The organism is Variovorax sp. UMC13, from assembly GCF_014170375.1.
Lineage (GTDB): Bacteria > Pseudomonadota > Gammaproteobacteria > Burkholderiales > Burkholderiaceae_C > Variovorax.
Genome location: NZ_LZZW01000032.1, coordinates 90,322 through 113,931 on the forward strand (window position 1 = coordinate 90,322; position 23,610 = coordinate 113,931).

A 23,610-nucleotide genomic window follows, 5' to 3' on the forward strand; every position below is an offset into this window, starting at 1 on the left:
CGTCGAGGTCGAAGGAAAGAAAAGGGGTTCAGGCCGGTGCCAGCGGGATGCGCACGCTGAACACCACGAAGGGCTCGGCATGTGCGTAGCCGATCTGGCCGCCATGGGCGCTGACGATCGCCTGCGCGATGTACAGGCCCAGGCCCAGGCCGCTGCGGTTGCGCGGATTGGCATGCTCGCGCCGCTTGAAGGCGTTGAACAGCTGCGCCTCCACCTCGGGCGCGATGGGCGGGCCGACGTTGCTGACCGCGAGCGTGGCCGCGCCGTCCTCCTGGCCGAGCCGCACGACGATCGCCTCGCCGGGCGCGCCGTGGTGGCGGGCGTTGCTGATCAGGTTGCTGAAGACCTGGGCCATGCGGTCGCCGTCGACCTGCGCGGGCAGGGTGTCGGGCGCCTCGCGGATCAGCTGCACGCCCGGATGCGCGGTGCGCATCTCGTCGAGCAGGTCGTCGAGCAGGACGGTGAGGTCGACCGGCGCGCGCTGGATCTCCAGGCCGCCCACGGTCTGCAGCCGCGACATGTCGAGCACCTGCGAGATCATGCGCGCCATGCGCGTGCTCGAGGCCTGGATGCGTTGGCCCATGCGTCCGCCGGTGCTGGTGCCGGTGCTGCCGGCGGCCTCGGCTTCCTTGCCCAGCAGCCGCGCCGCCATGGCGATCGACTGCAGCGGGTCGCGCAGGTCGTGGCCCAGCATCGCCATCAGCTCGGTGCGTCCGCGCGCCACCTCGGCCACGCGCGCCGAACGCGCGCGCAGCAGCTCGTCGAGCAGGCGGCGGCCGAAGGCGATGTCGTCGGCATCCCAGGGCACCGAGGTGTCGCGCACCGTCTCGCGCCAGACGTCGAAGGAGCCGCGCGGCGTCAGGCGCGGGCCGAGCGGGCCGATCTTGTAGGTCTTCTCGGGGTGGCCGCCCCACTGGATGGTCTCGAGCTGCTCCTTGCGCAGCAGCACCAGCCAGCCGTGGGCGTTGGGGTCGAAGGACAGGGCGAGCAGGCCGCACCAGACGCCGGTGGCGTCGGCCAGCGCCGGGGCCAGCTGCCGCAGCGAGGGTGTCGCGAGCATCTGGCCGGCCGGCGTCTTCGCCTCGTCCAGCCACTGGATCACCTGCATCGCGACCTCGTGCGGCACCTCGCCCTCGATGTGCAGCTTCGATTCCTCGGCGATCAGCACCGCATGCGCCTGGAAGGCGGCCGCCAGGTCGGCGCCCATCGCGGCCAGAGCGGCGGCGGTGTCGTCGGTGTGCAGCGCGGCCTCGATCAGGCGGGTGCGCAGGTCGGAGGCCTCGGCGCTGCGGCGGGCATGGTCGCGCGCCGTCAGGCTCTGCACGTTGGCGGCCAGGATCTGCGCGAGCACGTCGCAGGCCATGCGCACCGAGTAGGGCACCTGCAGCGGCGCCATGTGGTGGCAGGCCAGCATGCCCCAGAGCTGGCCGTTGACTACGATCGAGATGCTCATCGACGCGCCCACGCCCATGTTTTGCAGGTACTCGATGTGGATCGGCGACACGCTGCGCAGCACGCAGTGGCTCATGTCCAGCGATCCGGTCACGCCGGGCGCGGGCTGCACCGGCACCGGCACCGCGTGCACGTCGGCGATCAGCCGCAGCGTGTTGACCACGTAGAGCCGCCGCGCCTGGGCCGGGATGTCGCTGGCCGGGTAGCGCCGCCCGAGGAAGGGCTCGAGCGTCTCGATGCGGTCCTCGGCCACCACGTCGCCGCTGTCGTCGTGGCGGAAGCGGTAGGCCATCACGCGGTCGAAGCCGGTGAGCTGGCGCACCGCGTGCACCGCGAAATCGAGCAGGCTGGCCATCGAGTTCTGGCGCTTGATGCGTTCCATGGCCCGGTGCGCCTTGAGCGCGAAGTCGGCCATCGCATCGGCGGCGACGGGGCGCAGTTCGAACTCGGCGATGACCATGCCGGCCGAGCCGTGCACCACCAGGTCGAACAGCTGGCCGTTGACGCGCACTTCGGAACTGGCGGGCAGGCCGTCGTCGGGCATCGCGAGCAGGTCGTCGATGGCCGCATGCACGTCGGCATCGCCTTCGAAATGGGCGCTCGACAGGCTCTGGCCGGCGGCCGGCGCGCTCGGCCCGAGCAGCTCGGCGGCGTTGGCGCTGACGTAGGCGGCGACGCGGTCGGCCGAGAACGCGAACAGCGCGCCGTGCGACTGGACCAGGCCCGGGATGTGGATCGGCTCGCGCGCGCAGTTGTCGAGGTTGAGCGGCAGGTCCGCGCCCGGCGGCGCTGCGTGCGGCGGGGCGCCGTCCACGGGCGGGGCTGCGCTCATGCCGCGGCCTCCGCGTGCCGGTGGCATTGCAGCAGCAGCTCGAAGGCCTGCACCGCGCCGTCGCAGGCGCTGCGCACGGCCTCGGGGGTGAAGGATTGCGCGTCCAGCTCGGCGATGAAGGCCTTCCAGCGCGCGCCGGTCTGTTCGCCCGCACCCTGCAGGTAGTTCAGCGGATGGGGCGCCAGCCGCTCGGCCAGCTGGCGGTAGAGCACGCGGCCGCCGAGGCGCGAGCCCTCGAGCACGTAGGCCAGGCCCCAGGCGAAGGCGGGGTCGCGGCGGACCGGGTCTGGCGCCGCTTCATCACCGTGCGGGGCGGGGTCGTCGGGCAGCATCGCGTCGCACAGCCGCAGGTCGTCCGCCAGTTGCCGGCGGTGCGCGTCCAGCGGCGCCGGGCCGGGCTCGAAGGCGGCCAGGCGCTGCATCCAGGCGTCGAGCAGCCGCAGGTGCGCACGGTAGTCGGCCAGGCTGGGCGCAGGCCGTGCCAGTGGCAGGCACTGGTCGACTTCGGCATGGAGCGGGCCGGTCGCCGCGCGCAGGGCATCGAGGATGTCGGAGGGCACTGGAGGACGGCCTGGGTGGGATGGTCGAGGAGAGGCCGGGTCGCGCTGCGCGACCCGGCTGTGGGGGTCAACAATGATAGGTCCGATGCGGCCTGCACCGCGCTCTTGTCGACGCCCGTTTCCCACGATAGCGCACGCGGCCATGTCAAAAGACATCCGGCGCGCCCGCCGCCTGCCGGCTACTGGAACGCCACCTCGGCGAAGCTGCGCAGCTTGCGGCTGTGCAGCCGGCTCGAGCCTTCGGCGCGCAGGATCTCGATCGCCTTCATGCCGATGCGCAGGTGCTGTTCGACGCGCTCGCGGTAGAAGTGGTTGGCCATGCCCGGCAGCTTGATCTCGCCGTGCAGCGGCTTGTCGCTCACGCACAGCAGGGTGCCGTAGGGCACCCGGAAGCGGAAGCCGTTGGCGGCGATGGTCGCGCTCTCCATGTCCAGCGCCACCGCGCGGCTCTGGCTGAAGCGGCGCTGCGGCTCGTTCTGGGGCAGCAGCTCCCAGTTGCGGTTGTCGGTGCTGGCCACGGTGCCGGTGCGCATGATGGTCTTGAGTGCCGGGCCGTCGAGCTGCGTGACGTCGGCCACGGCTTTTTCCAGCGCCAGCTGGATCTCGGCCAGCGCCGGGATCGGCACCCACAGCGGCAGTTCCTCGTCGAGCACATGGTCCTCGCGCACATAGGCGTGGGCCAGCACGTAGTCGCCCAGCTGCTGGCTGTTGCGCAGGCCCGCGCAGTGGCCCAGCATCATCCAGGCGTGCGGGCGCAGCACCGCGATGTGGTCGGTGATGGTCTTGGCGTTGGACGGACCGACGCCGATGTTGACCATCGTGATGCCGGTGCGGTCTTCGCGCACCAGGTGGTAGGCCGGCATCTGCGGCAGCCGCGGCGGCGCCATGCCGCCCTCGGGGCCGTCGTAGCCGCTGCGGTAGTGGGTCACGTTGCCCGGCTCGATGAAGGCGACGTAGGGGCTGTCGGGGTTGGCCATCTCCTCGTGCCCGAGCGCCACGAACTCGTCGATGTAGAACTGGTAGTTGGTGAACAGCACGAAGTTCTGGAACCACTCGGGCGCGGTGCCGGTGTAGTGGCGCAGCCGGTGCAGCGAGTAGTCGACGCGCGCGCCGGTGAACAGCGCCAGCGGCTCCGGTTCGCCGGGCTTGGCTTCGTAGGTGCCGTTGGCGATGCCGTCGTCCATCGCCGCCAGGTCGGGCAGGTCGAACACGTCGCGCATCAGCGCGCGCCGCTCGGCGGTCATGGTGCCTTCGATGTGGTCGTTCTCGGCGAAGGAGAAATGGATCGGGATCGGCTGCGTGGCGGTGCCGACCTCGAGCTCGACGCCGTGGTTCTCCAGCAGCAGCCGGAACTGCTCGAGGTAGTAGTGGTGGAACAGGTCGGGCCGGGTCAGCGTGGTCTCGTAGCGGCCGGGGCCGGCCACGAAACCGTAGCTCAGGCCGGCCGTGGTCGGCGGGCTCTGGCGCGACACCGTGTGGGTGTGGACCCGCACGAAGGGGTAGCAGGCGCGTACCCGGCCGGGCAGCGTCTCGCCGGCCACGAAGCGCAGCATCGAGTCGCGCAGGTGGGACAGCGCCTGTTGGTAGATCAGCTGCACTTGCGCCAGCGCCGCGGCGGCGTCGGTGAAGCGGGCGGGGGCGACGAAAGGAGGCATGTAGGGCATGACGGCATTGTGCAATGCCGCCGTGACCGGCGCGCCCGCGCGCACGCGCAGAAATTCAGTCCAGCAGGCAGTCCAGCACCTGGGCCAGCATGTCGTCCACGCCGCGGGCCTGCACCGCGCCCGGCAGCGCGACGTCGCCGTGCATCACGAACACCGGCTTGCCCCATTTGAGGCCCATCGCCATCTCCGACAGCGTGCCCATGTTGCCGCCGATCGCGACCAGGCAGACGCCGCTGCGCGCGATGATGCCGTTGCGCATCTCGCCCATGCCGGTGGGGATGGCCACGCTGAGCCATTCGTTGGCGTTGCGGTCGTCGTCCTCGGGCAGGATGCCCACCGCGATGCCGCCGGCCTCCACCGCGCCGCGCGAGGCCGCAGCCATCACGCCGCCGCGCCCGCCGCAGACCACCGCCATGCCCGCGCCGGCCAGCGCGTGCGCCACCGCATGGGCAGCCTCGCACTCGGCCGGGCCGCCGTCGCCGGGGCCGATGATCGCCACCGGCTGGCGGTGGCGCGCCGGCCCCCGCTGCCGTGCTGCCAGGCGCGCCAGCGCCTCAATGACCGGCGCCGACAGCACCACGCTCGCGCCTTCGCGTAAAGACATCGCCCACTCCCATCACGATCACACACACCACCATCAGCACCAGCGACAGGGCCGCCGCCACCGCGAAATCGGAACCGCCGTCGCCCACCTGCGCCAGCAGCATCAGCGGCAGGATGTTGAGCTGCGTGCCCACCAGCGCCAGCGCCGTGCCGTAGGTGCCCATCGCGATCGCGGCCACCATGCAGGCGTTGGACAGCACCGAGGGCAGCACCTCGGGCAGCACCGTGTCCCGGAAGGCGCGCGCCTTCGACGCGCCCAGCGTGCGCGCCGCCTGCGCCGGGCGCAGGTCGAGGTTGGCGAACACCGGGTACAGCGACAGCGCCACGCGCGGGATCAGGTAGTAGGCATAGGCGAACCCCAGGCCCGAGACGCTGTAGATCCAGCTGCCGATCACCGCCGGGTCGGCGCCCAGGCCCGCGAGCAGCTGCGTCACGAAGCCCGCGCGGCCGAAGGCCAGGATGAAGCCGTAGGCGATCACCAGGCCCGAGAAGGCCAGCGGCAGGCCCAGCAGGGTCATCATCCATCGGCGCCGGCCCTCTGGCTGGCGCGCCAGCTCGATCGCGATGCCGGTGCCCACCAGCGCCGAGATCGCACCCGCCGCCAGGCCCAGGCCCAGCGTGTTGCGCAGCGCGCCGAAGAACAGCGGGTTGCCGAACAGCCGGGCGAAGGCGCTGCCGCCTTCGCCGAAGGCCTCGGGCAGCAACGCCGCCAGCGGCACCGCGAAGAACAGCGCCATGAAGGCCCAGGCGGGCCAGGCGCCAAAGCGTCGCATGCCGGCCTACTTCCCCAGCGCGGCCTGCGCCCAGAGCTTGTCGACCTCGGCCTTGCGCTCCGAGGCCTTCACCACGTCCAGCGGCCGGATTTGCGGCGCGGGCGGCATCTTGGCGGCCACGTCGGCCGAGAGCGGCGTGCCCGGCACGGCCGGGCGCACGAAGCCCTGCGCGAACAGCGACTGGCCGGCCTCGCTCATGATGAAGTGGAGCCACAGCTTGCCGGCGTTGGGGTTCGGCCCGTTCTTCACTAGGCTGATCGCATAGGGTGCGGCCACGCTGGCCTCCTTCGGGATCACGACCTCGACCGCATCGCCCATGCCGTCGACATGCTTGGCCTTGAGGCCATCGTTCTCGTAGCTGATCCACACCGGGATCTCGCCCTTGAGGAACTTGGCATAGGGCGTGGTGCCTTCCACGCGCAGCACGTTGCCGGCCGCGTGCAGCTTGCCCAGGTAGTCGGTGCCGGGCTGCACGTTGTCGACGCTGCCGCCGTTGGCATAGGCCGCGGCGAAGGTCAGCACCTGGCCGATGCCGGTGGAGCGCGGGTCGAGGTAGACCACCGTGCTCTTGAACTCGGGCTTGAGCAGGTCGGCCCAGCCGGTCGGCACGTTCTTCACCAGCTTCCTGTTGACCAGGAAGGCGATGTTGAGCGTGTGGATGGTGAACCAGCGGCCCTCGGGCTCGCGGAACACGGCGGGCAGCTTGTCGAAGTTGACCGGCTTGAAGGGCGCGACCACGTCCTTTTTCGCCGCATCGACGGCCGAGGCCGCGAAGTAGTAGGCGGTGTCGGCCTGCGGGCGGCGCCTGGTCTTCTCCAGCGAGACCACGGTGGCGGCCGAGCCGATGTCGTTGTAGGTCAGCTCGATCTCGGGGTAGCGCTTCTTGAAGGCCGCGAACAGCGCCTTCCAGTTGGCCCATTCGGGGCCGGTGTCGAAGGACACGCACAGGCCTTCCTTCTGCGCCTCGGCGTAGAGCGCCTTCTCGCCTGCATAGAGCTCGGGGCCGTCGAAGGCGAAGGCGGTGCGGGCCGCGAGGCTGGCCAGCGGCAGTGCGCCGGCGGCCTGGATCAGATGTCTGCGTTGCATGGTGGCTCCTTGGAGGAAAAGATCAGTGGTCGAGCAATCGGAGGTGTTCGGGCGCGATGGCGATGGCCTCGCCGGCCGGCAGGGCCGATTCGGCGAGGAAGGGCTTGGGCGCGCCCGCCACCTCGAAGTCGTAGCGCGTGAGCGCGCCCAGGTAGCGTTGCGCGCCGGTGCGGCCCGCGAGGCGGTTCACCGCATCGGGCGCCGGGTCGGGCGCGATGTGCTCGGGACGCACCAGCACATGCACCGAGGCTCCGGTGGCCCGCGTGCCGGTGGGCGCGGCGAGTTCGGCAAAGCCCAGGTCGATGCGGTCGGTGCCGCTGACCCTGGCCGGCAGGATCGTCGAGAGCCCGACGAACTCGGCCACCGCGCGGCTCGCGGGGTGCTCGTAGATCTCGCGCGGCGTTGCGATCTGCAGCAGCCGGCCGTCCTTGAGCATGGCCACGCGGTCGGCCATCACCAGCGCTTCCTCCTGGTCGTGCGTGACCAGCAGCGTGGTGGCGTCGAAGCGCTGTTGAATGGAACGGATCTGGTCGCGCAGGTGGCCGCGCACGCTGGCGTCGAGCGCCGACAGCGGCTCGTCGAGCAGCAGCGCGCGCGGGTCGATGGCCAGGGCGCGTGCCAGCGCCACGCGCTGCTGCTGCCCGCCGGAAAGCTGCGCCACCGCGCGCTGCGCGTAGGCGCCCAGGCCCACGATGTCGAGCAGTTCCTGCGCGCGCCGGCGCCGCTCGGCCGTGCCCACCTTGCGCAGCTGGAGCCCGTAGGCCACGTTGTCGCGCACGCTCAGGTGCGGAAACAGCGCGTAGCTCTGGAACACCATGCCGATGTGGCGCTGGTGCACCGGCGTGCGCGACATGTCCTCGCCGCCCAGCACGATGCGGCCCGTGTGGCCGGTCTCCAGGCCCGCCACCAGCTTGAGCAGGGTCGACTTGCCCGAGCCGCTGGGCCCGATCACCGCGACCAGTTCGCCGGTGCGCACGTCCAGCGACACCTCGTGCAGGCCGTGCGTGCTGCCGGGGTAGTTGTAGCTGACCTTGTCGAGGAGGAGGCTCATGCGCGTCGCTTCACCAGGGAAGAAGAGAGGAGGGCCGACGCGCTCGCCAGCACCAGGAGGATCACCGTGGCCGCGCAGGCGAAGCCCGTGGCGCCGTAGAAGGCCTGCAGCAGCACCACCGGGTAGGTGCGGTTCTGGAAGCTGGTGAGCAGGTTCGACACGCCGAACTCGCCCACCGAGAGGGCGGCCACCATCACCAGCCCGCTGATCAGGCTCTGGCGCAGGCTGGGCAGCACGATGCCGGTGAACTGCTGCCAGCCCGAGGCGCCCAGCGTGGCGGCCGCCTGTTCGAGCCGGCCCAGGTCGAGGTGGCGCAGGTCGGCCAGCAGCGTGTTCGTGAGGTAGGGCAGCGTGAGGATGGCATGCGCCGCGATCAGCAGCGGCATCGAACCCAGCCAGGGCGCGAGGTCGGTGTTGAACACGATCATGTAGCCGAAGGCCATGGTGATCGGCGGCACCGCCACCGGCGCGGCGCTCACGATGCGCGCGGCCAGGCTGCCGCCGCGGCGCGCACCGTGGTACAGCGCATAGGCCAGCGGCAGGGCCAGCACGGTGTTGATCGCGCAGGCCGACAGCGCCACCACCAGGCTGCTCACGAAGGCCTTGCGGAAGGAGCTGTCGAGCCAGAGCTCGGCATACCACTGGCCCGTGATGCCCGTGGGCAGCAGCGTGTTGGTCCAGTTGCCGCCCAGGCTGCCGATCATCAGCAGCACGATGGGCAGCAGCAGGTACAGGCCGTAGAGGAGCGAGATGCCGCGAACCAAGGGTTGTCTCCAATGTCATGGACACCCGGCATACTTTCCGGATGCGCTACTGTCTGCGCGGTGCATGCCGCAGCGATGCTTCGAATTCTAGGAAGCGCCTGCCAAGCCATGGGTGAAAGTTGGATGACGACGTTTGAGCAGTTGGAAAGTGTTTTTCACGCGGCTTTCACACAGCGGGGCCATGGATGAAGCGCGACTGTCCCACCATCCAGGAACTGCTGGCCTTCGACGCCGTGGCACGCCACGAGAGCATCACGCTGGCCGCGGGCGCGCTGTGCATCACGGTGAGCGCGGTCAGCAAGCAGATCGCCGGGCTCGAGGCCTTCCTGGGCCGCGCGCTGCTGCAGAAGAACGGCCGCGGCGTGCAGCTCACGCCGCAAGGCCGCGTGTACTGGCAGAAGATCTCGGGCGGGCTGCGCGCCATCGAGACCGCGACCTTCGAGGCGCGCTCGGGCGATGCCGGCGCCGGCCTGCTCACGCTGGCGAGCGTGCCCACCTTCCTCACCAAGTGGCTCATCCCACGCCTGCCGGCCTTCAGCCAGAAGAGCCGCCACGTGATGCTGAGCTTCAGCCGCCACTTGGAGCCCAGCGACGGCATCCCGGCGGGCGTGGACGCCGCCATCCGCTACGGCCCCGACGGCTGGCCGGGCGTGGTGTCGGAGTACATCGCGGGGCGCGAGTTCGTGCTGATCGTGGCGCGCGCGCTGGTCGAGGGGCGGCACCGCATCGCGCAGCCGGCCGACATCCTGGGCCACACGCTGCTGCACCACGAGGGCGCGCCCACGGCCTGGCGGCAATGGGCCGCGCAGCATGGCGTGCCCGAGGTGCAGACCGTGGCCGGCCCGCGCTTCGCGCAGTACTCGGCGCTGATCCAGGCTGCGCTCAACGGGCTGGGCATCGGCCTGGTGCCCAGGCTGCTGGTGCAGGAAGAGCTGGCCGAGGGCGCGCTCCTCAGCCCTTGCGGCACGCCGGTGAGCGTCAACCAGGGCCACTACCTCTGCTACCGGCCTGACCGGCTCGACCTGCCGGCCTTCGCGGCGTTTCGCGCATGGCTGCTCGAAGAGGGCGTGGCCTCGCGCGGCGTCGAAGCCGAGGCATGATCCCTTCCACATCCAAGGAGACGAATCGATGAGAGTTGCAGTCATGGGCGCCGGCGCGGTCGGTTGCTATTACGGCGCCATGCTGGCGCGCGCGGGCCACGCGGTGGTGCTGATCGGCCGGCCTTCGCACGTGGAGGCCGTCCGCGCCCACGGGCTGCGGCTGCAGACCCAGGCCTTCGACGGACAGGTGGAGCTCGAGGCGAGCACCGAAGCGAACGCGGTGCAGGGCGCCGACCTGGTGCTGTTCTGCGTCAAGTCCACCGACAGCGAAGCGGCCGCGGCGCAGATCGCACCGCACCTCGCGCCCGATGCGCTGGTGCTCACGCTGCAGAACGGCGTGGACAACGACGAACGCGTGCGCGCGGTGCTGCCGTCGCACGAGGTGGCCGCGGCCGTGGTCTACGTCGCGACCGAGATGGCCGGGCCGGGCCATGTGAAGCACCATGGGCGCGGCGAGCTGGTGATCGCACCCGCGCGCCGCAGCGTCGAAGTGGCAGGGCAGCTGATCGCCGCGGGCGTGCCCACGCAAATTTCCGACAACGTGCGCGGCGCGCTGTGGGCCAAGCTGATCCTCAACTGCGCCTACAACGCGCTGTCGGCCATCACGCAGCTGCCCTATGGCGTGCTGGCGCAGGGCGCGGGCGTGACCGAGGTGCTGCGCGACGTGGTGGCCGAATGCCTGGCGGTGGCCAAGGCCGAAGGCATCGCGGTGCCGGGCGACACCGCCGCCGCCGTGCGCGCCATCGCGCAGACCATGCCCTCGCAATACTCATCGACCGCGCAGGACCTGGCGCGCGGCAAGCTCAGCGAGATCGACCACCTCAACGGCCTGGTCGTGCGGCGCGGCGAGGCACTCGGCGTGCCCACGCCCGCGAACCGGGTGCTGTTCGTGCTGGTGAAGCTGCTGGAAGGAAAGAAGCAGGCCTAGCCTGGCATGGGTTCGCGCATCGTCACGAACTCTTCCGCAGCGGTCGGATGGATGCCGATGGTGCTGTCGAACAGCGCCTTGGTCGCGCCCGCGCGCATCGCCACCGCGAAGCCCTGCACGATCTCGCCCGCGTCGGCGCCCACCATGTGCAGGCCGACCACGCGGTCGCTCTTCTTGTCGACCACCAGCTTCATGAAGGTGCGCTCCGTGCTGCCCGACAGCGTGTGGCGCAGCGACTTGAACTCGCTGGAGAACACCGTCACCTCGCCGAACTTCGCGCGTGCGTCGATCTCGCTGTAGCCGCAGGTGCCGATGTTCGGGTGCGTGAACACGGCCGTGGGAATGAACTCGTAGTCGAGCCGGCGCTGGCCCTTGCCGAACAGTTCGTCGACCACCACCATCGCCTCGGCCAATGCCACGGGCGTGAGCTGCACGCTGGTCGACACGTCGCCCACCGCGTAGATCGAGGGCACCGAGCTGCGGTAGTGCGCATCGACCGCGATCGCGCCCTTGTCGTCGAGCTTCACGCCCGCGGCCTCGAGGCCCAGGCCCTGCGTATTGGGCACGCGGCCGGTGGCGAACAGCACCGCGTCGGCCTCGATCTGCTGGCCGCGCGCCAGCGTCACGGTCAGGCCTTCGGCATGGCGCGCGATCGAGGCGGCCTCGCTGTTGAGCCGGATGTCGACCCCGGCCTTGCCCATCTCGCGGGCGACGAACTGGCGCACGTCGTCGTCGAAGCCGGTCAGCAGGTGGGCACGGCGGTGCAGCTGCGTGACCTGGGAACCCAAGCCGTTGAAGATCGAGGCGAACTCGGAAGCGATGTAGCCGCCGCCCACCACCACCAGGCGCTTGGGGAAGGGTTCGAGGTCGAACATCGCGTCCGAGGTGAGGATGTGTTCGCGGCCCGGAATATCGGGCACGAAGGGCGTGCCGCCCGTGGCCACCAGCAGGTGCTTGGCGGTGTGGCGCCGACCGTCGATCTCCACCGTGTGGGCGTCGATGAACTGGGCCCAGCCGGTGACCAGCGTGACGCCCGAATTCTTCAGCAGCGAGGCATAGACGCCGTTGAGCCGGCCGATCTCCTTGGCGCGCTGGGTCTTCAGGTGGGCCCAGTCGAAACGCGGCGCCTCGGCCAGCGTCCAGCCGTAGCCCGCGCTCTCCTCGAAGGCCTCGGCATAGCCGGCCGCGTAGCTGTAGAGCTTCTTGGGAATGCAACCCACGTTGACGCAGGTGCCGCCCAGCTCGGCGGCTTCGGCCAGGCCGACGCGGGCACCGGTCTGCGCGGCCATGCGGGCGGCGCGCACGCCCCCGCTGCCGCCGCCGATGACGAAGAGATCGAAGTCGAATGTGCGCATGAGAAAGAGCTCCTTGCGGCCGACTGTAGCGGCGGGGCCAAGACAGTGCCGCGGGCGGGACTTGGCGCCGGCGCGAGCGAGAATCCGCGTCGCAACGAGGGATCCACATGAGGAACAACGCAAGGGGATGCGCGGCGGGCCGGGCACGCGCCTGGCTGTCGGCGCTGGCGCTGTGCGCGATGGCCGTCGCGCCGGCCGCGGCGCAGCTTGCGCGCAAGCCGTCCTACTACCAGCAGCAGAACCCGCCGCAAGCCGAGGGGCCGGCCGCCCAGGGCATGCCGCGCGCCGCGGTGCCCGGGTCGCTGCCGGCCCTGCGACAGCGGGCCGATTTCGACGCGCTGGCCCGGGTCTACGACGCCGGCACGCCGATGCAGCTGGCCCATGTGCTGTTCGTCGTCGACCGGCAGGCCAGGCCGGTGCGCACCTATTACGTCGACACGCCGCGCTACCAGCTGCATGTGCGCTTCGTGCGCGACACCGGGCTTTCGCCGCGCGCGGGCAAGCGCGAGATCGACCGCAACTACCTGGTGGCCGACCGGCGCTTCCTGTTCGGCACCTTGAGCTGGCAGCAGAACATCGGCAGCTTCACCTACGAGTTCTGGGAGGGCGACCGGCTCACCGCGGCGCTGCTGCGGCAGGCCGACGCGCAGGTGAAGGCCAGCTTCTTCGCGCCGGTGAAATTCAAGACCAATTCCACGCTGCACGACCGGGTCGCGCAGGAGGCCGGTGTCGACTTCGTGAGCCAGGCGGCGCTGATCCGCGCCCAGCCCTTCCTGCCGCTGAACCTCGGCACCGCCACCGGCCGCGTGCGCATCGTGGACGGCGCTGCGGGCCTGGGCGCGCTGCGGCCCGATGACATCGCGGTGCTGCGCGAGGTGCCGCTTGGCCTGCCGCCCGTGGCCGGCGTGCTGACCGAGCGGCCCTCGACCGCGCTGTCGCACGTCAACCTGCTGGCCAAGGGCTGGGGCATCCCGAATGCCTACGTGCGCGACGCGGCGGCCGTGTTGGAAGCGCATGCGGGCCAGTGGGTGGCGCTGAAGGTCGCGGCCTCGGGCTACCAGGTGCGGCGCCTCACGGCCGAAGAAATCGCGGCGCTGCCGCCGCGCGCCGTGCGCACCGCGTCCACCGGCGCCACGCTCGGCGCGGCCCAGGCCACCCGGCCCGACCTGCGTGAAGACCGCCTGCTGCCGCTGGCGTCGTTGCGTGCGCGAAACAGCGCGCAATGCGGCACCAAGGCCGCGAACCTCGGCGCCCTGCAGGCCGCGCGCATTCCCGGCACCTCGGTGCCCGACGGCTTCTGCATTCCCTTCGCGCACTACGACCGCTTCATGCGCGCCCACGGCCTGGCCGAGCGCATCGCGCGCATGCAGCAGCAGCCCGGTTTCGCGAGCGACCCGACGATCCGCCAGCAGGCGCTGGCGCAACTGCGCGAAGAGATCGCGCAGTGGCCCGTCGACGCCGGCACCGCGGCCTCCTGGCGCGCCGCCTGGCAGGCGCAACTGGGCGGCGGCGGTGTGTTCGTGCGCAGCTCGGCCAATTCAGAAGACCTGCCCGGCTTCAGCGGCGCGGGGCTCTACACCACCGTGCCCAACGTCCGGAGCGGCGATGCGCTCGAACGCGCGGTGAAGACGGTCTGGGCCTCGGTGTTCAACCCCGAGGCCTGGGAGGCGCGCGGCGCCGCGGGCTTCGGTGCCCAGTCGGTGCTGATGGGGGTGTTCGTACAGGCCGCCATCGACGCCACGAACGCCGGCGTGATGATCACCCGCGACCCCTTCGACGCCGGCCATGCGCACACCACCTACATCTCGGCCAAGCGCGGCATCGGCATCCGCGTGGTCGAAGGCCAGCGCGTGGCGGAGCAGGTGATGTACTCGCGCTCGTCGAAGGCGATCCAGGTGCTGAGCCGTTCGGCCGAAGCCACCTCGCTGCAGCTCGACAAGGACGGTGGCGTGAAGGAGGTGCCGGTGGAGGTGGGGCGCGCGGTGCTGACCGACGAGCTCGTCGTGCGGCTGGCGACGGTGGGCGCGGCGGTCAAGCGCCGCTTCAACGGTGTGGACCAGGACATCGAATGGGCGACGGTCGGCGACCGCATCGTGCTGCTGCAGGCGCGGCCCTATGTGGAGCGGCGTTGAGGGTTGCGCAAGCGCGGCCGGCAGGGTTTTGGCGCGCCAGTGAAAATCTCAGCCAGGTGACTGGATTCAAAGGACGAAAAGAGATGACCGAACCCGTGAATGACAAAGGCTATGCCGGCGACGTGACGCCCGCGCAGGCCGCGCAATGGATGGCGAGCGGCGAGGCGGTGCTGGTCGACGTGCGCACCGACGCCGAGCGCGAGTGGGTGGGTTACGTGCCCGGCGCCGTGCCGCTGGCCTGGAAGCAATGGCCGGGCATGGCGCTCAACCCCGCGTTCGACGAGGGCGTGCGCGCCGCGGGCGAGGGCGGCCGGAAGCTGGTGCTGCTGTGCCGCAGCGGCGTGCGCTCCATCGCGGCCGCGAAGCGCGCCACCGAGCTGGGGCTGGAGGCCTACAACATCCTCGAGGGCTTCGAGGGCAACCCGGACGAGAACGGGCACCGCGGGCAGACCGGCGGCTGGCGCAGGCACGGGCTGCCCTGGAAGCAGAACTGACGCGCGACCGAAGGTCTTGAAGCCACGGCGGAGCCCATTCCAACGGCTCAGGGCGGGGTCAGGAGATCGGGGCGATGGGCACGGAGCCAGGTTTCGGCAACGGCCAGCAATTGCGCGGCCTGGCCGATGGAGGCCTGCAGCGTGGCAGTGGACACCGGGTCGCCCTCGTAGTCGCTCACGTTGCGTTGCCGACGCAGCGCATCGAGCACGATGATCTCCGGCTGCGCCACACCCATCGTCAGGCCCAGGCTCTGGATGGCCGTCTGGTGGTGGCCGGGTTGGCTGGTGGACGTGCGGTAGCCGTTGGCCCACAAACCCAGCATCGCGCATTGCATGATGCATTTGTAGGCTGCATCGAAGCGGTTGTCGGCGCTGACCTGTACAACTTGCGCGTCGGCCAGGTTCCGCCGCGCGGCCTGAAGCAGTTTGGAGATGCCCGCCGCATCAGGCTGGTGGGCCTGCAACCGCCCGATCGCCAGCAAGTTCTGCAAGCTCATCGGCGCCTCCCTTCACAAACAGTTGTGGCTTGGCCAGGATGTCGCGCGCGAAGGCATCGCCAGTGCGCACGCGTTCCGCGAATTCCTCTGGTGCGTAGAGCACCATGTTCACCTCGCGGCCCAGCGCCGCATGCAGAGGAAACACCGCCTGTGCCAGCGTCATGAAATTGACGTCGCCCAGCACCAGCAGGTCCACATCGCTGCCCGGCGAAGGCGTGCCGCGTGCCACCGAGCCGAACACCAGCGCCAGCCGGATCTGTGGATCCAGCGGCGCCAGCGCTTCGCGCACGGCAGGCACCACGCCATGCGTCTTGCGAAACAGGGCCGCCAGGTCCTCGAACAGGGGGTGGCCCGTGTTGGCGTTGTAGCGCACCTGGTTGCCTTGTTCGCTGCGCAGCAGCAGGCCGGTGCGCGCCAGCTTGTCCACCTCCCGCCCCAGCGTGCCCGCATGGCTGTCGGTCAGGCGCGCAAGCTCCCGCAGATGGAAGGCAGAGCGGGGCTGCAGCAGCAACACCGCCAGCACACGTTGCCGTGCTGCGGGAAACAGCAGGTCCATCAGAGAATTTTCGTTGCTCATTAGGCGACGATTGTTGCCAATAAGGCGACGTTCTGCAAGTCCTGGATTCTCAATGCGCAAGCATGGAGGCCTGTCGCCTGAATCGATTCAGGGAGAAGGCGTAGCCGAACCGACGGCACTCAGAAGAAAGCCCACGGCATGCCGTGGGCCTCCAGCAAAAGAGCGACGCAAGGAAGCTCAGTTCAACGGCGGAATCCGCAGCTTCTGCCCCGGATAGATCTTGTCCGGGTGGCTCAGCATGGGCTTGTTGGCCTCGAAGATCGCGTTGTACTTGTTGGCGTCGCCGTAGTACTTCTTGGAGATGGCCGACAGCGTGTCGCCGCGCACCACGTCGTGGTACTGGGCGGGCGGCGCGGCGGGCGCGACCAGGTTGTTGTCGACGCTGGTCACGTTGGCGACATTGCCCGCCGCGAGGCCGGCCTTCTCGCTGGCTTCCTGCGAGGGTGCATTGCCGGCCAGCGTGACCACGCCCGTGGCCGCGGCATAGCTCACCGCGAGGTTGCTCAGGCCGAGGTTCTGCGTCTCGATGTAGGTCTTGATCGCGGCGGCGGCCGCCGCATTCGGGTCGGTGCCCGCTTCGGCCGCGTGCGCCGACGAACCGCCGAACAGCTTCTCGCCCGCTTCCTTGATGAAACTCAGCAAACCCATGGTGTCCTCACTTCGTACGTTGGTGGATCGGACTGCCACTTTAAGCATGCCCATGGCGATCCCGGTGTCAGCCGCCGACGCGTGTGCAAGCATTGGTAAACCCCGGCCCGCAAAGTCGCAATAATCCCGCCATGACCTTTCTCGCCATCGACATCGGCAACACGCGCCTCAAGTGGGCGCTCTATGCGGCTGGACACCCGGGTGCGGAACTGCTGGCCAGCGGCGCCGAGTTCCTCGACCACATCGAGCGCCTGGCCGAGGGCCCCTGGGCCGACATGGCGTCGCCGACGGCGATGCTGGGCTGCGCGGTGGCCGGCGACGCGGTGCGCCGGCGCGCCGAGGAGCAGGTGACGGAGCGCTTCGACTGCGCCGCGCGCTGGGTGGTGGCCAGCCCGGCCGAGGCCGGCATGGTCAACGGCTACGACCACCCGACGCGACTGGGCGCCGACCGCTGGGTCGCGATGATCGGCGCCCGCCACCGCATGCTGGCGCAGGGCGCGCCGCGGCCGATGGTGGTGGTGATGATCGGCACCGCCGTGACGGTCGAGGCCATCGATGCCGACGGCCGCTTCCTCGGCGGCCTGATCCTGCCGGGCCACGGCATCATGCTGCGCGCGCTGGAGTCGGGCACCGCGGGCCTGCACGTGCCCACCGGCGACGTGCGGGAGTTTCCGACCAACACCAGCGACGCGCTCACCAGCGGCGGCACCTACGCGATCGCGGGCGCGGTCGAGCGCATGCGCCAGCATGTGAAGGTGCATTGCGGCGCCGAGCCCGCCTGCTACATGACGGGCGGCGCGGGCTGGAAGATGGCACCCTCGATGGTGAGCCCCTTCGAACTGGTCGACGGGCTCATCATGGACGGGCTGCTGGTGATCGCCGAGGCGCGCGCGGCGGTCTGAACTCAGCCGGCCTTGGCGCCGGTGAGCCCGTCCACGGCCTGGAACATCGCCTGCCGCGCCTGGCTGATGATCTGGCCCTTCCAGGCGTCGGTGTCGGTGTAGAAGGCCTCGCGCATGCGTGCATGGATCGCGTCCGCCAGCTCGGGCGCGGCCTCCGGATGCTTGTGCAGCCAGTGGTCGGCACGCAGCGCGCCGGTCATCTCGAGGATGGGCAGCGTGCCGTACTCGAGCGCGATGCCGGTGTACTCGGCCTGCGGGCATTCGGCGTAGATCGCGCCCCAGTTCAGGCCGGTCAGCAGCGCCGAGGTCGAGGAGCCGTCGTAGATCGAGGTGACCGGCGTCTCGGCGCCCCACCAGGCGTTGGCGCGCGCATAGGCGGCGGCATCGTCGCGGCAGGCGAAGATGCGCTCGCCGATGCCGTTGGGTCCGAGGCCGGTGTGCAGGTCGATCCAGGCCAGCTGCCGCGCCTTCTGTGCATGCGCCTGCAGCACCTGGCGGAAGGTGCGGTTGCTCCAGGTCGGCGCGGTGCCGCCGAAGAACACGCCGTCCTTGAACTGGTACTGGCCGCCCGAGACCGCGGCCTGGTAGGCGACCACGCCGTGCTGGCCGATCCAGGCCTCGAGCTCGGCCTGGTTCTGCGCCGACGGCGGCCATTGCTCGGGCAGCAGCAGCGGGTGCAGGCCGGCGTAGGCGGCGTTGATCGGCAGCGGCTGCGTGAAGTCCATGAAATTGCGGTTGAGGTCGACGTTCTCATGGGTCACGCGCCGGCTGTAGGAGAAGCCGTGCGGGTTGAGCGCGTGCACGTAGAGCACGCCGACGCCGGCCGCGCGGGCCTTCTCGCGCCACTCGGCGTCGTGCAGCGCGAACACCTGCACGCCGCTGCCGCAGTGGCCTTCGACACCGTGGCAGGCGCTGGTGATCAGCAGCAGCTGCTTGGCATCGGCCGGGCCTTCGTAGGCCACGTCCATCGCCAGTGCCTCGCCCTCGCGGCCCGGCAGCGGATGGGGATGGGTCTCGACCGTGAGGCCTGCCGTGACGCAGCCTTGCAAAAACTTGCGGCGTGCTTCGGCGTAGGTGGGCGAGAAGGCCTCGGTCACGCCGATCATGCGGCGGCTCCGGGCTGGCCCTGGGCGAGGAACTGCTCGGCCAGCTCGACCCAGCAGGTGGCGCCCAGCGGGATCAGGTCGTCGTTGAAGTCGTAGCTGGCGTTGTGCAGCGTGCACGGGCCCCCGCCGTGGTGCATGTCGCGGTGCGCACCGTCGCCGTTGCCGATGAAGGCATAGGCGCCGGGCTTGGCCTGCAGCATGAAGGCGAAATCCTCGGCCGTCATGGCGCCTTCCTGCGGCAGCACGTTTTCGGCGCCGACGATGCCGGCCATCACCTTTCGCGCAAAGTTGGCTTCGGCCTCGGTGTTGATGGTCGGCGGGTAGTTGCGATGGAAGTGGAAGTCGACCTCGGCGTCGTGCGCTGCGCTGATGTGCTCGGCGATCTTCTTCATGCGGGTCTCGATCAGGTCGAGCACCTCGAGCGTGAAGGTGCGCACCGTGCCCTGCAGTTCGCAGCTGTCGGGGATCACGTTGTTGGCTTCGCCGGCGTGGATCATCGTGACCGAGATCAGGCCGGTCTCGGTGGGCTTCTTGCTGCGCGTGAGGATGGTCTGGAAGGCCTGCACCATCTCGCAGGCCACCGGCACCGGGTCGATGCCGGTGTGCGGCAGCGCCGCATGGCCGCCCTTGCCGCGGATGGTGATCTTGAAGTCGTTGCTCGAGGCCATGGCCGGGCCCGGGCTCACCGCGAACTGGCCGGCCTTCATGCCGGGCCAGTTGTGCATGCCGAACACGGCGTCCATGGGGAACTGCTCGAACAGCCCTTCCTTGATCATCTCGCGCGCACCGCCGCCGCCTTCCTCGGCCGGCTGGAAGATCAGGTAGACGGTGCCGTCGAAATTGCGGTGCTTGGCCAGGTGCTGCGCCGCGGCCAACAGCATGGCGGTGTGGCCGTCGTGGCCGCAGGCGTGCATCTTGCCGTGGTGCTTGCTCGCGTGTTCGAAGGTGTTGAGCTCGGTGACGGGCAGCGCGTCCATGTCGGCGCGCAGGCCGACGGCGCGGGTGCTGGTGCCGTTCTTCACGATGCCCACCACGCCGGTGGTGCCCAGGCCGCGGTGGATCGGGATGCCCCATTCGGTGAGCTTGGCCGCGACCACGTCGGCCGTGCGCACCTCCTGGAAGCAGAGTTCGGGATGGGCATGCAGGTCGCGTCGGATCGACGCAATGCCTGCCGCTTGAGTAACGAGCGAATCGATGAGTTTCATAAGGAGACAGTCTAGGCGGGGTCTGGCTCACCCGCAAAGACCGTGCCTATGGCTTACCCTAACGCTGCACTTCCTTGAGCCAGGCCGCGCGCGCCGCCAGCGCGGTGTCGGTGAAGTCGGTGAACACACCGTCGACGCCCAGCCGGTAGTAGGCCAGGTACTCGTTCTTCGGGTCGCCCTTGTAGTCGGCCGCGAGCCGGCGCGACTCGTTGCGGAAGGTGAAGGGGTGCACGAACAGGCCGGCCTTGTGGGCGTCGGCCACCAGCGTGGTGGGGGCCAGCGAGGTGGCGTCGGCATCGTTGACCTTGCCGTCGCCGTTGAGGTCGCGGGCCTTGCCGTCGGCGCCGACCGTGCCCTTGATGCTCAGGATGTAGCGCTTCCAGGGGCCGATGCCGTCGGCGTAGGTCGCGATCTCGGCCAGGCCGGCGGGCGTGACCATGGTGTCGAAGTTGCGCTTGTCGCCGGCCAGCGTCCATTCGTAGGGCCGGTCGACCGGCACCGCATAGGTCATCACGCCGGTGCGCAGGTCGATGCCGTCGCCGTCGATCAGCTGGATCCGCTTGGTCTTCAGGCCCTTGGCCTTCATGTACTTGAGGCTGCCCGGCTCGAAGGATTGCACGAAGACCGGCGCGCTGGCGCTGTTCCAGCCGGCGGCCTCGAGGATGGCGATCAGCTTGTCCTCCAGCGGCAGGCCCAGGTTGCGGAACCAGGTCGGGTTCTTGGTCTCGGGGTAGATCGCGATGGTGCGGCCGGTCTCGCGCGACTTGGCCTTGGCCAGGTCGATCACGGCCTGGAAGGTGGGCACCTTGAAGCGGCCGTTGAACTGCTGCGGCCGCTCGGCGTCGGTCGAGATCGCGCCCAGCGTCTGCAGCTCGGCCAGCGTGAATTCATGGATGAACCAGCCGGTCTGCGTCTCGCCGTCGACCTGGATCGTCTTCCTGCGCGAGGCGAACTCGGGGTGCGTGGCCACGTCGGTGCTGATCGCCAGGTTCGGGTCGTGCCGCGTGACCAGCACGCCGTCCTTGGTCGACAGCAGGTCCATCTCGATCACGTCGGCGCCCAACTCGATCGCGCGGGCGTAGGCCTCGAGCGTCTCCTCCGGCAGGTAGCCCGAGGCGCCGCGGTGGGCCACCACCAGCGGCGGCTTGCCGTCGAGCGTGGGCAGCGCGGCGGTCTGCAGCGGGGCGGTGCAGCCAGCGGCGGCGAGGGCCGCCGTGGCGCCGAGGGCCCACAGCGCGGCGCGGCGCGGCGCCGGACGGGAAGCGGCGGCAGGGGCGAAGGACGGGAAGGTCATGGCATCTCCGGGTGGACGTTGGGAGGCGCAGCCTACACCCGCGCCATGACAGGTCCGATGCACGGTCCGGCGTCTTCCCGGACAATGGTCCGCATGCCGCACATTCTTTCCGCCCGCAGCCTCGAAACCGCGCAGACCCTGGTGCGCATGAACACGGTCAGTGCCAACAGCAACCTCGAACTGATCCATTTCGTGCGCGACCGGCTCGCCGCGCTGGGCGTGCGCAGCCGCCTGACCTACAACGCCGACAAGACCAAGGCCAACCTGTTCGCCACCCTGGGCGAGGGGCGGCCCAGCGGCATCATCGTCTCGGGCCACACCGACACCGTGCCCTGGGACGGCCAGGACTGGAGCGTCGACCCGCTGTCGGCCATGGTCCAGCACTGGCCCGTCGAGGGCGGCGGACCGGTGCCCGTGGGGCGGGTGGCCGAACTCGCCGCGCTGGGCAGCCCGCGGCTCTACGGGCGCGGCGCGGCCGACATGAAGGGCTTCATCGCGGTGGCGCTGGCCAATGCCGAGCACTTCCTCGAAAGCGACTCGCCCTTCGCGGTGCACTTCGCCTTCAGCTACGACGAGGAGGTGGGCTGCTTCGGCGTGCGCGAACTCATCGCCGACATGAAGGCGCAATCGATCCAGCCCGTGGCCTGCATCATCGGCGAGCCCACCAGCATGGTGCCCGCCATCGCGCACAAGGGCGTGTACCGCTACCGCTGCTGCGTGCGCGGCAAGGAAGCGCATTCCTCGCTCACGCCGCAATCGGTCAACGCCATCGAGATGGCGGCGCGGGTGGTCGGCAAGGTGCGCGACATGGCCGAGGGCTTCGAGCAGCACGAGCCGCGCTACGAGGGCTTCGACGTGCCCTTCAGCACCGCGAGCGTGGGCCAGTTCCACGGCGGCATCGCCGACAACGTGGTGCCGCGCGACGCCGAGTTCCGCTACGAATTCCGCAACCTGCCGACCGCCGATGCGCAGCAGATGCAGAAGGAGGTCCGGGCCTATGCGAGCCGGCTCGAGGCGCCGATGAAGAAGGTGGCGCCCGACACCGGCTTCCAGTTCGAGACCATCTGCGAAGTGCCCAGCTTCCTCGGCTCCGCCAAGGACCCGATCACGCGGCTCGCGCAGCGGCTCGCGGGCGAGGACCGCACCACGCTGGTGGCTTTCGGCACCGAGGCGGGGCTGTTCAAGGGCGCGGGCATTCCCACCATCGTCTGCGGCCCGGGCAGCATCACCCAGGCGCACCAGCCCGACGAGTTCGTCACGCTCGAGCAGCTGGCGCGCTGCGAGGCCTTCCTGCAGGGGCTGGCGCGCACGCAGAGCCTCGACTGATGCCGCGCGCCCCGACCCGCGCAGCCGCATGGTCACGATGAAACGCGTCGCGCTGGGCCTGCTGTGCGGCGCCGCGCTGCTCTACGGCGTGGCACACGTGCTCGAGGCGCGCCATCCCGCCTGGGGCTATGTCGCCGCTTTTGCCGAGGCCGCGATGGTCGGTGCCATCGCCGACTGGTTCGCGGTGGTCGCGCTGTTCCGCCGGCCGCTGGGCCTACCCATTCCGCACACCGCGATCATCCCGGCCAACAAGGACCGCATCGGCGCCAAGCTGGCCGGCTTCATCCTCGACAACTTCCTGAGCACGCCGCAGGTGCTGGCCAAGCTGCAGGCCTTCGACCCCGCGGCGCGGCTCGCGCAATGGCTGGCGCTGCCGGCCAACGGCGATCGCCTGGGCGTGCATGCGGTGGCGATGGTGCGCTACGGCCTCACGGCCTTCGACGACGAGCGGGCACGCGCCTTCCTGGCCCGCGCCGCTGCCGCGGGCCTGGCGCAGCTCGACCTGTCGCGGCTGCTGGGCCAGGTGCTCGATGCGGTGACGGCCGACGGCAAGCACCAGGCGCTGCTCGACGACGTGCTGGCGCAGGTCGCCAAGGTGGTCGAGGGCGAGGAGGTGCAGGAGCGCATCGCCGAAGCCATCGCACGCGAAATCCGCACCCTGAAGTACGTGGGCCTGGACCAAGTGGCGGCGCGCGTTGCCACGCGCAAGATCGTCGCTGCCGTCTCGCGCACGCTGGGCGACCTCGCGGCCGATCCCGCGCACCCCTTGCGCAGGCGCTTCGACCACTTCATGGACGACTTCGTCGTGCGCCTCCAGCACGACCCCGAGTTCCACGCGCGCGGCGAGAAGATCCGGGCCGAGCTGCAGGCCCATCCCGCGCTGGGCGAGTACCTGCACGGCCTCTGGGGCCAGCTGCTGGCCTGGCTCGACGACGACCTGGGCCGCGCCGACTCCAGCATCCGCCGCCGCATCGCCGGCATGGCCACCTCGCTGGGCGAGCGCCTGCAGCAGGACGCGCCCTTCCGCCGCTGGATCAACGAACAGATCACCGACGCCGCGCCCGTGGCCATCGAACGCTACCGCGAGGACATCCGGCGCTACATCGTCGAACGCGTGGGGCAGTGGAACGCGCAGGAGATGACGCTCGAACTCGAGCGCCACATCGGGCGCGACCTGCAGTTCATCCGGATCAACGGGACGCTGGTGGGCGGACTGGTGGGCTTGAGCATCCACACGGTGACGCGCTTCTTTGGCGCCTGA

The 23,610-nt window shown here is 70.2% G+C and carries 22 protein-coding genes; 7 read left to right on the forward strand and 15 right to left on the reverse strand.

Annotation, left to right across the window (positions count from 1 at the left end):
* Positions 1-28: 28 nt before the first annotated feature.
* From A9977_RS27820 to A9977_RS27855, 8 genes are all read right to left on the reverse strand, one after another.
* Positions 29-2,284 carry an ATP-binding protein gene (locus A9977_RS27820; protein ID WP_183028049.1) on the reverse strand — a complete coding sequence of 752 codons (2,256 nt, stop codon included), beginning with the start codon at positions 2,282-2,284 and terminating at the stop codon, positions 29-31.
* Entirely contained in the window at positions 2,281-2,844 is a 564-nt protein-coding gene (locus tag A9977_RS27825; protein ID WP_310936206.1) for a biliverdin-producing heme oxygenase, read from the reverse strand. The genes A9977_RS27820 and A9977_RS27825 overlap by 4 nt, the downstream gene beginning before the upstream one ends.
* Positions 2,845-3,023: 179 nt before the next feature.
* On the reverse strand, positions 3,024-4,508 hold the full coding sequence (locus A9977_RS27830; RefSeq protein ID WP_183028050.1) for an AMP nucleosidase: 1,485 nt from the start codon (positions 4,506-4,508) through the stop codon (positions 3,024-3,026).
* Positions 4,509-4,563: 55 nt separating this feature from the next.
* Positions 4,564-5,112: a TIGR00725 family protein gene (locus tag A9977_RS27835; protein ID WP_183028051.1), complete on the reverse strand. Its 549-nt coding sequence runs from the start codon at positions 5,110-5,112 to the stop codon at positions 4,564-4,566.
* Positions 5,063-5,884: an ABC transporter permease gene (locus A9977_RS27840; protein WP_183028052.1), complete on the reverse strand. Its 822-nt coding sequence runs from the start codon at positions 5,882-5,884 to the stop codon at positions 5,063-5,065. Before A9977_RS27840 ends, A9977_RS27835 begins: the two co-directional genes overlap by 50 nt.
* Positions 5,885-5,890: 6 nt before the next feature.
* On the reverse strand, positions 5,891-6,970 hold the full coding sequence (locus A9977_RS27845) for an extracellular solute-binding protein (protein ID WP_183028053.1): 1,080 nt from the start codon (positions 6,968-6,970) through the stop codon (positions 5,891-5,893).
* Positions 6,971-6,992: 22 nt separating this feature from the next.
* Positions 6,993-8,021, reverse strand: a complete 1,029-nt coding sequence (locus A9977_RS27850; protein WP_183028054.1) for an ABC transporter ATP-binding protein — start codon at positions 8,019-8,021, stop codon at positions 6,993-6,995.
* The gene (locus A9977_RS27855) at positions 8,018-8,785 is read right to left on the reverse strand and encodes an ABC transporter permease (protein WP_183028055.1); all 768 of its coding nucleotides are present in this window, start codon (positions 8,783-8,785) and stop codon (positions 8,018-8,020) included. Before A9977_RS27855 ends, A9977_RS27850 begins: the two co-directional genes overlap by 4 nt.
* A 185-nt stretch (positions 8,786-8,970) precedes the next feature.
* Between A9977_RS27855 and A9977_RS27860 the strand changes: the two genes are divergently transcribed.
* Together A9977_RS27860 and A9977_RS27865 are read left to right on the forward strand one after the other, a co-directional pair.
* A complete protein-coding gene (locus A9977_RS27860) occupies positions 8,971-9,885 on the forward strand; it encodes a LysR substrate-binding domain-containing protein (RefSeq protein WP_183028056.1) in 915 nt (304 codons plus the stop codon).
* A gap of 28 nt (positions 9,886-9,913) precedes the next feature.
* On the forward strand, positions 9,914-10,813 hold the full coding sequence (locus tag A9977_RS27865; protein ID WP_183028057.1) for a ketopantoate reductase family protein: 900 nt from the start codon (positions 9,914-9,916) through the stop codon (positions 10,811-10,813).
* On the opposite strand, the gene gorA is transcribed toward A9977_RS27865, so the two are convergent.
* Positions 10,810-12,168, reverse strand: a complete 1,359-nt coding sequence (gene gorA / locus A9977_RS27870; protein WP_183028058.1) for a glutathione-disulfide reductase — start codon at positions 12,166-12,168, stop codon at positions 10,810-10,812. The genes A9977_RS27865 and gorA overlap by 4 nt on opposite strands.
* A 107-nt stretch (positions 12,169-12,275) precedes the next feature.
* Between gorA and A9977_RS27875 the strand changes: the two genes are divergently transcribed.
* Entirely contained in the window at positions 12,276-14,300 is a 2,025-nt protein-coding gene (locus A9977_RS27875) for a PEP/pyruvate-binding domain-containing protein (protein WP_183028059.1), read from the forward strand.
* Between the two features lie 83 nt (positions 14,301-14,383).
* The gene (locus A9977_RS27880) at positions 14,384-14,794 is read left to right on the forward strand and encodes a rhodanese-like domain-containing protein (protein ID WP_183028060.1); all 411 of its coding nucleotides are present in this window, start codon (positions 14,384-14,386) and stop codon (positions 14,792-14,794) included.
* 47 nt (positions 14,795-14,841) lie between these two features.
* Here the strand turns inward: A9977_RS27880 and A9977_RS27885 are convergent, their stop codons facing one another.
* From A9977_RS27885 to lysM, 3 genes are all read right to left on the reverse strand, one after another.
* Positions 14,842-15,291: a DNA-binding protein gene (locus A9977_RS27885; RefSeq protein WP_183028061.1), complete on the reverse strand. Its 450-nt coding sequence runs from the start codon at positions 15,289-15,291 to the stop codon at positions 14,842-14,844.
* Positions 15,239-15,847: a nucleotidyltransferase domain-containing protein gene (locus A9977_RS27890; protein WP_259652182.1), complete on the reverse strand. Its 609-nt coding sequence runs from the start codon at positions 15,845-15,847 to the stop codon at positions 15,239-15,241. Before A9977_RS27890 ends, A9977_RS27885 begins: the two co-directional genes overlap by 53 nt.
* A gap of 198 nt (positions 15,848-16,045) precedes the next feature.
* Positions 16,046-16,516 carry a peptidoglycan-binding protein LysM gene (gene lysM / locus A9977_RS27895; RefSeq protein ID WP_183028063.1) on the reverse strand — a complete coding sequence of 157 codons (471 nt, stop codon included), beginning with the start codon at positions 16,514-16,516 and terminating at the stop codon, positions 16,046-16,048.
* Between the two features lie 131 nt (positions 16,517-16,647).
* Here lysM and A9977_RS27900 point away from each other — a divergent pair, with 131 nt between their 5' ends.
* A complete protein-coding gene (locus A9977_RS27900; protein ID WP_183028064.1) occupies positions 16,648-17,418 on the forward strand; it encodes a type III pantothenate kinase in 771 nt (256 codons plus the stop codon).
* Between the two features lie 2 nt (positions 17,419-17,420).
* Here A9977_RS27900 and A9977_RS27905 read toward each other — a convergent pair whose 3' ends face one another.
* From A9977_RS27905 to A9977_RS27915, 3 genes are read right to left on the reverse strand one after another with little or no spacing between them, the layout of a single operon-like run.
* On the reverse strand, positions 17,421-18,524 hold the full coding sequence (locus A9977_RS27905) for a M14 family metallopeptidase (RefSeq protein ID WP_183028065.1): 1,104 nt from the start codon (positions 18,522-18,524) through the stop codon (positions 17,421-17,423).
* Positions 18,521-19,729 carry a M20 aminoacylase family protein gene (locus A9977_RS27910; protein WP_183028066.1) on the reverse strand — a complete coding sequence of 403 codons (1,209 nt, stop codon included), beginning with the start codon at positions 19,727-19,729 and terminating at the stop codon, positions 18,521-18,523. Before A9977_RS27910 ends, A9977_RS27905 begins: the two co-directional genes overlap by 4 nt.
* A 58-nt stretch (positions 19,730-19,787) precedes the next feature.
* Positions 19,788-21,023, reverse strand: a complete 1,236-nt coding sequence (locus A9977_RS27915) for a glycerophosphodiester phosphodiesterase (protein ID WP_183028067.1) — start codon at positions 21,021-21,023, stop codon at positions 19,788-19,790.
* A 93-nt stretch (positions 21,024-21,116) separates the two neighbouring features.
* On the opposite strand from A9977_RS27915, the gene A9977_RS27920 reads away from it, so the two are divergent.
* Together A9977_RS27920 and A9977_RS27925 are read left to right on the forward strand one after the other, a co-directional pair.
* Complete coding sequence (locus tag A9977_RS27920) at positions 21,117-22,349, forward strand: M20/M25/M40 family metallo-hydrolase (RefSeq protein WP_183028068.1); 1,233 nt, start codon at positions 21,117-21,119, stop codon at positions 22,347-22,349.
* A gap of 37 nt (positions 22,350-22,386) precedes the next feature.
* Entirely contained in the window at positions 22,387-23,610 is a 1,224-nt protein-coding gene (locus A9977_RS27925) for a DUF445 domain-containing protein (RefSeq protein ID WP_183028069.1), read from the forward strand.

Coding starts and splice junctions, on each gene's coding strand:
- A9977_RS27820 (WP_183028049.1), bottom strand. CDS start 2,284: ATGAGCGCAGCCCCGCCCGTGGACGGCGCCCCGCCGCACGCAGCGCCG.
- A9977_RS27830 (WP_183028050.1), bottom strand. CDS start 4,508: ATGCCCTACATGCCTCCTTTCGTCGCCCCCGCCCGCTTCACCGACGCC.
- A9977_RS27835 (WP_183028051.1), bottom strand. CDS start 5,112: ATGTCTTTACGCGAAGGCGCGAGCGTGGTGCTGTCGGCGCCGGTCATT.
- A9977_RS27840 (WP_183028052.1), bottom strand. CDS start 5,884: ATGCGACGCTTTGGCGCCTGGCCCGCCTGGGCCTTCATGGCGCTGTTC.
- A9977_RS27845 (WP_183028053.1), bottom strand. CDS start 6,970: ATGCAACGCAGACATCTGATCCAGGCCGCCGGCGCACTGCCGCTGGCC.
- A9977_RS27850 (WP_183028054.1), bottom strand. CDS start 8,021: ATGAGCCTCCTCCTCGACAAGGTCAGCTACAACTACCCCGGCAGCACG.
- A9977_RS27860 (WP_183028056.1), top strand. CDS start 8,971: ATGAAGCGCGACTGTCCCACCATCCAGGAACTGCTGGCCTTCGACGCC.
- A9977_RS27865 (WP_183028057.1), top strand. CDS start 9,914: ATGAGAGTTGCAGTCATGGGCGCCGGCGCGGTCGGTTGCTATTACGGC.
- gorA (WP_183028058.1), bottom strand. CDS start 12,168: ATGCGCACATTCGACTTCGATCTCTTCGTCATCGGCGGCGGCAGCGGG.
- A9977_RS27875 (WP_183028059.1), top strand. CDS start 12,276: ATGAGGAACAACGCAAGGGGATGCGCGGCGGGCCGGGCACGCGCCTGG.
- A9977_RS27880 (WP_183028060.1), top strand. CDS start 14,384: ATGACCGAACCCGTGAATGACAAAGGCTATGCCGGCGACGTGACGCCC.
- A9977_RS27885 (WP_183028061.1), bottom strand. CDS start 15,291: ATGAGCTTGCAGAACTTGCTGGCGATCGGGCGGTTGCAGGCCCACCAG.
- A9977_RS27890 (WP_259652182.1), bottom strand. CDS start 15,847: ATGGACCTGCTGTTTCCCGCAGCACGGCAACGTGTGCTGGCGGTGTTG.
- lysM (WP_183028063.1), bottom strand. CDS start 16,516: ATGGGTTTGCTGAGTTTCATCAAGGAAGCGGGCGAGAAGCTGTTCGGC.
- A9977_RS27900 (WP_183028064.1), top strand. CDS start 16,648: ATGACCTTTCTCGCCATCGACATCGGCAACACGCGCCTCAAGTGGGCG.
- A9977_RS27905 (WP_183028065.1), bottom strand. CDS start 18,524: ATGATCGGCGTGACCGAGGCCTTCTCGCCCACCTACGCCGAAGCACGC.
- A9977_RS27910 (WP_183028066.1), bottom strand. CDS start 19,729: ATGAAACTCATCGATTCGCTCGTTACTCAAGCGGCAGGCATTGCGTCG.
- A9977_RS27915 (WP_183028067.1), bottom strand. CDS start 21,023: ATGACCTTCCCGTCCTTCGCCCCTGCCGCCGCTTCCCGTCCGGCGCCG.
- A9977_RS27920 (WP_183028068.1), top strand. CDS start 21,117: ATGCCGCACATTCTTTCCGCCCGCAGCCTCGAAACCGCGCAGACCCTG.
- A9977_RS27925 (WP_183028069.1), top strand. CDS start 22,387: ATGAAACGCGTCGCGCTGGGCCTGCTGTGCGGCGCCGCGCTGCTCTAC.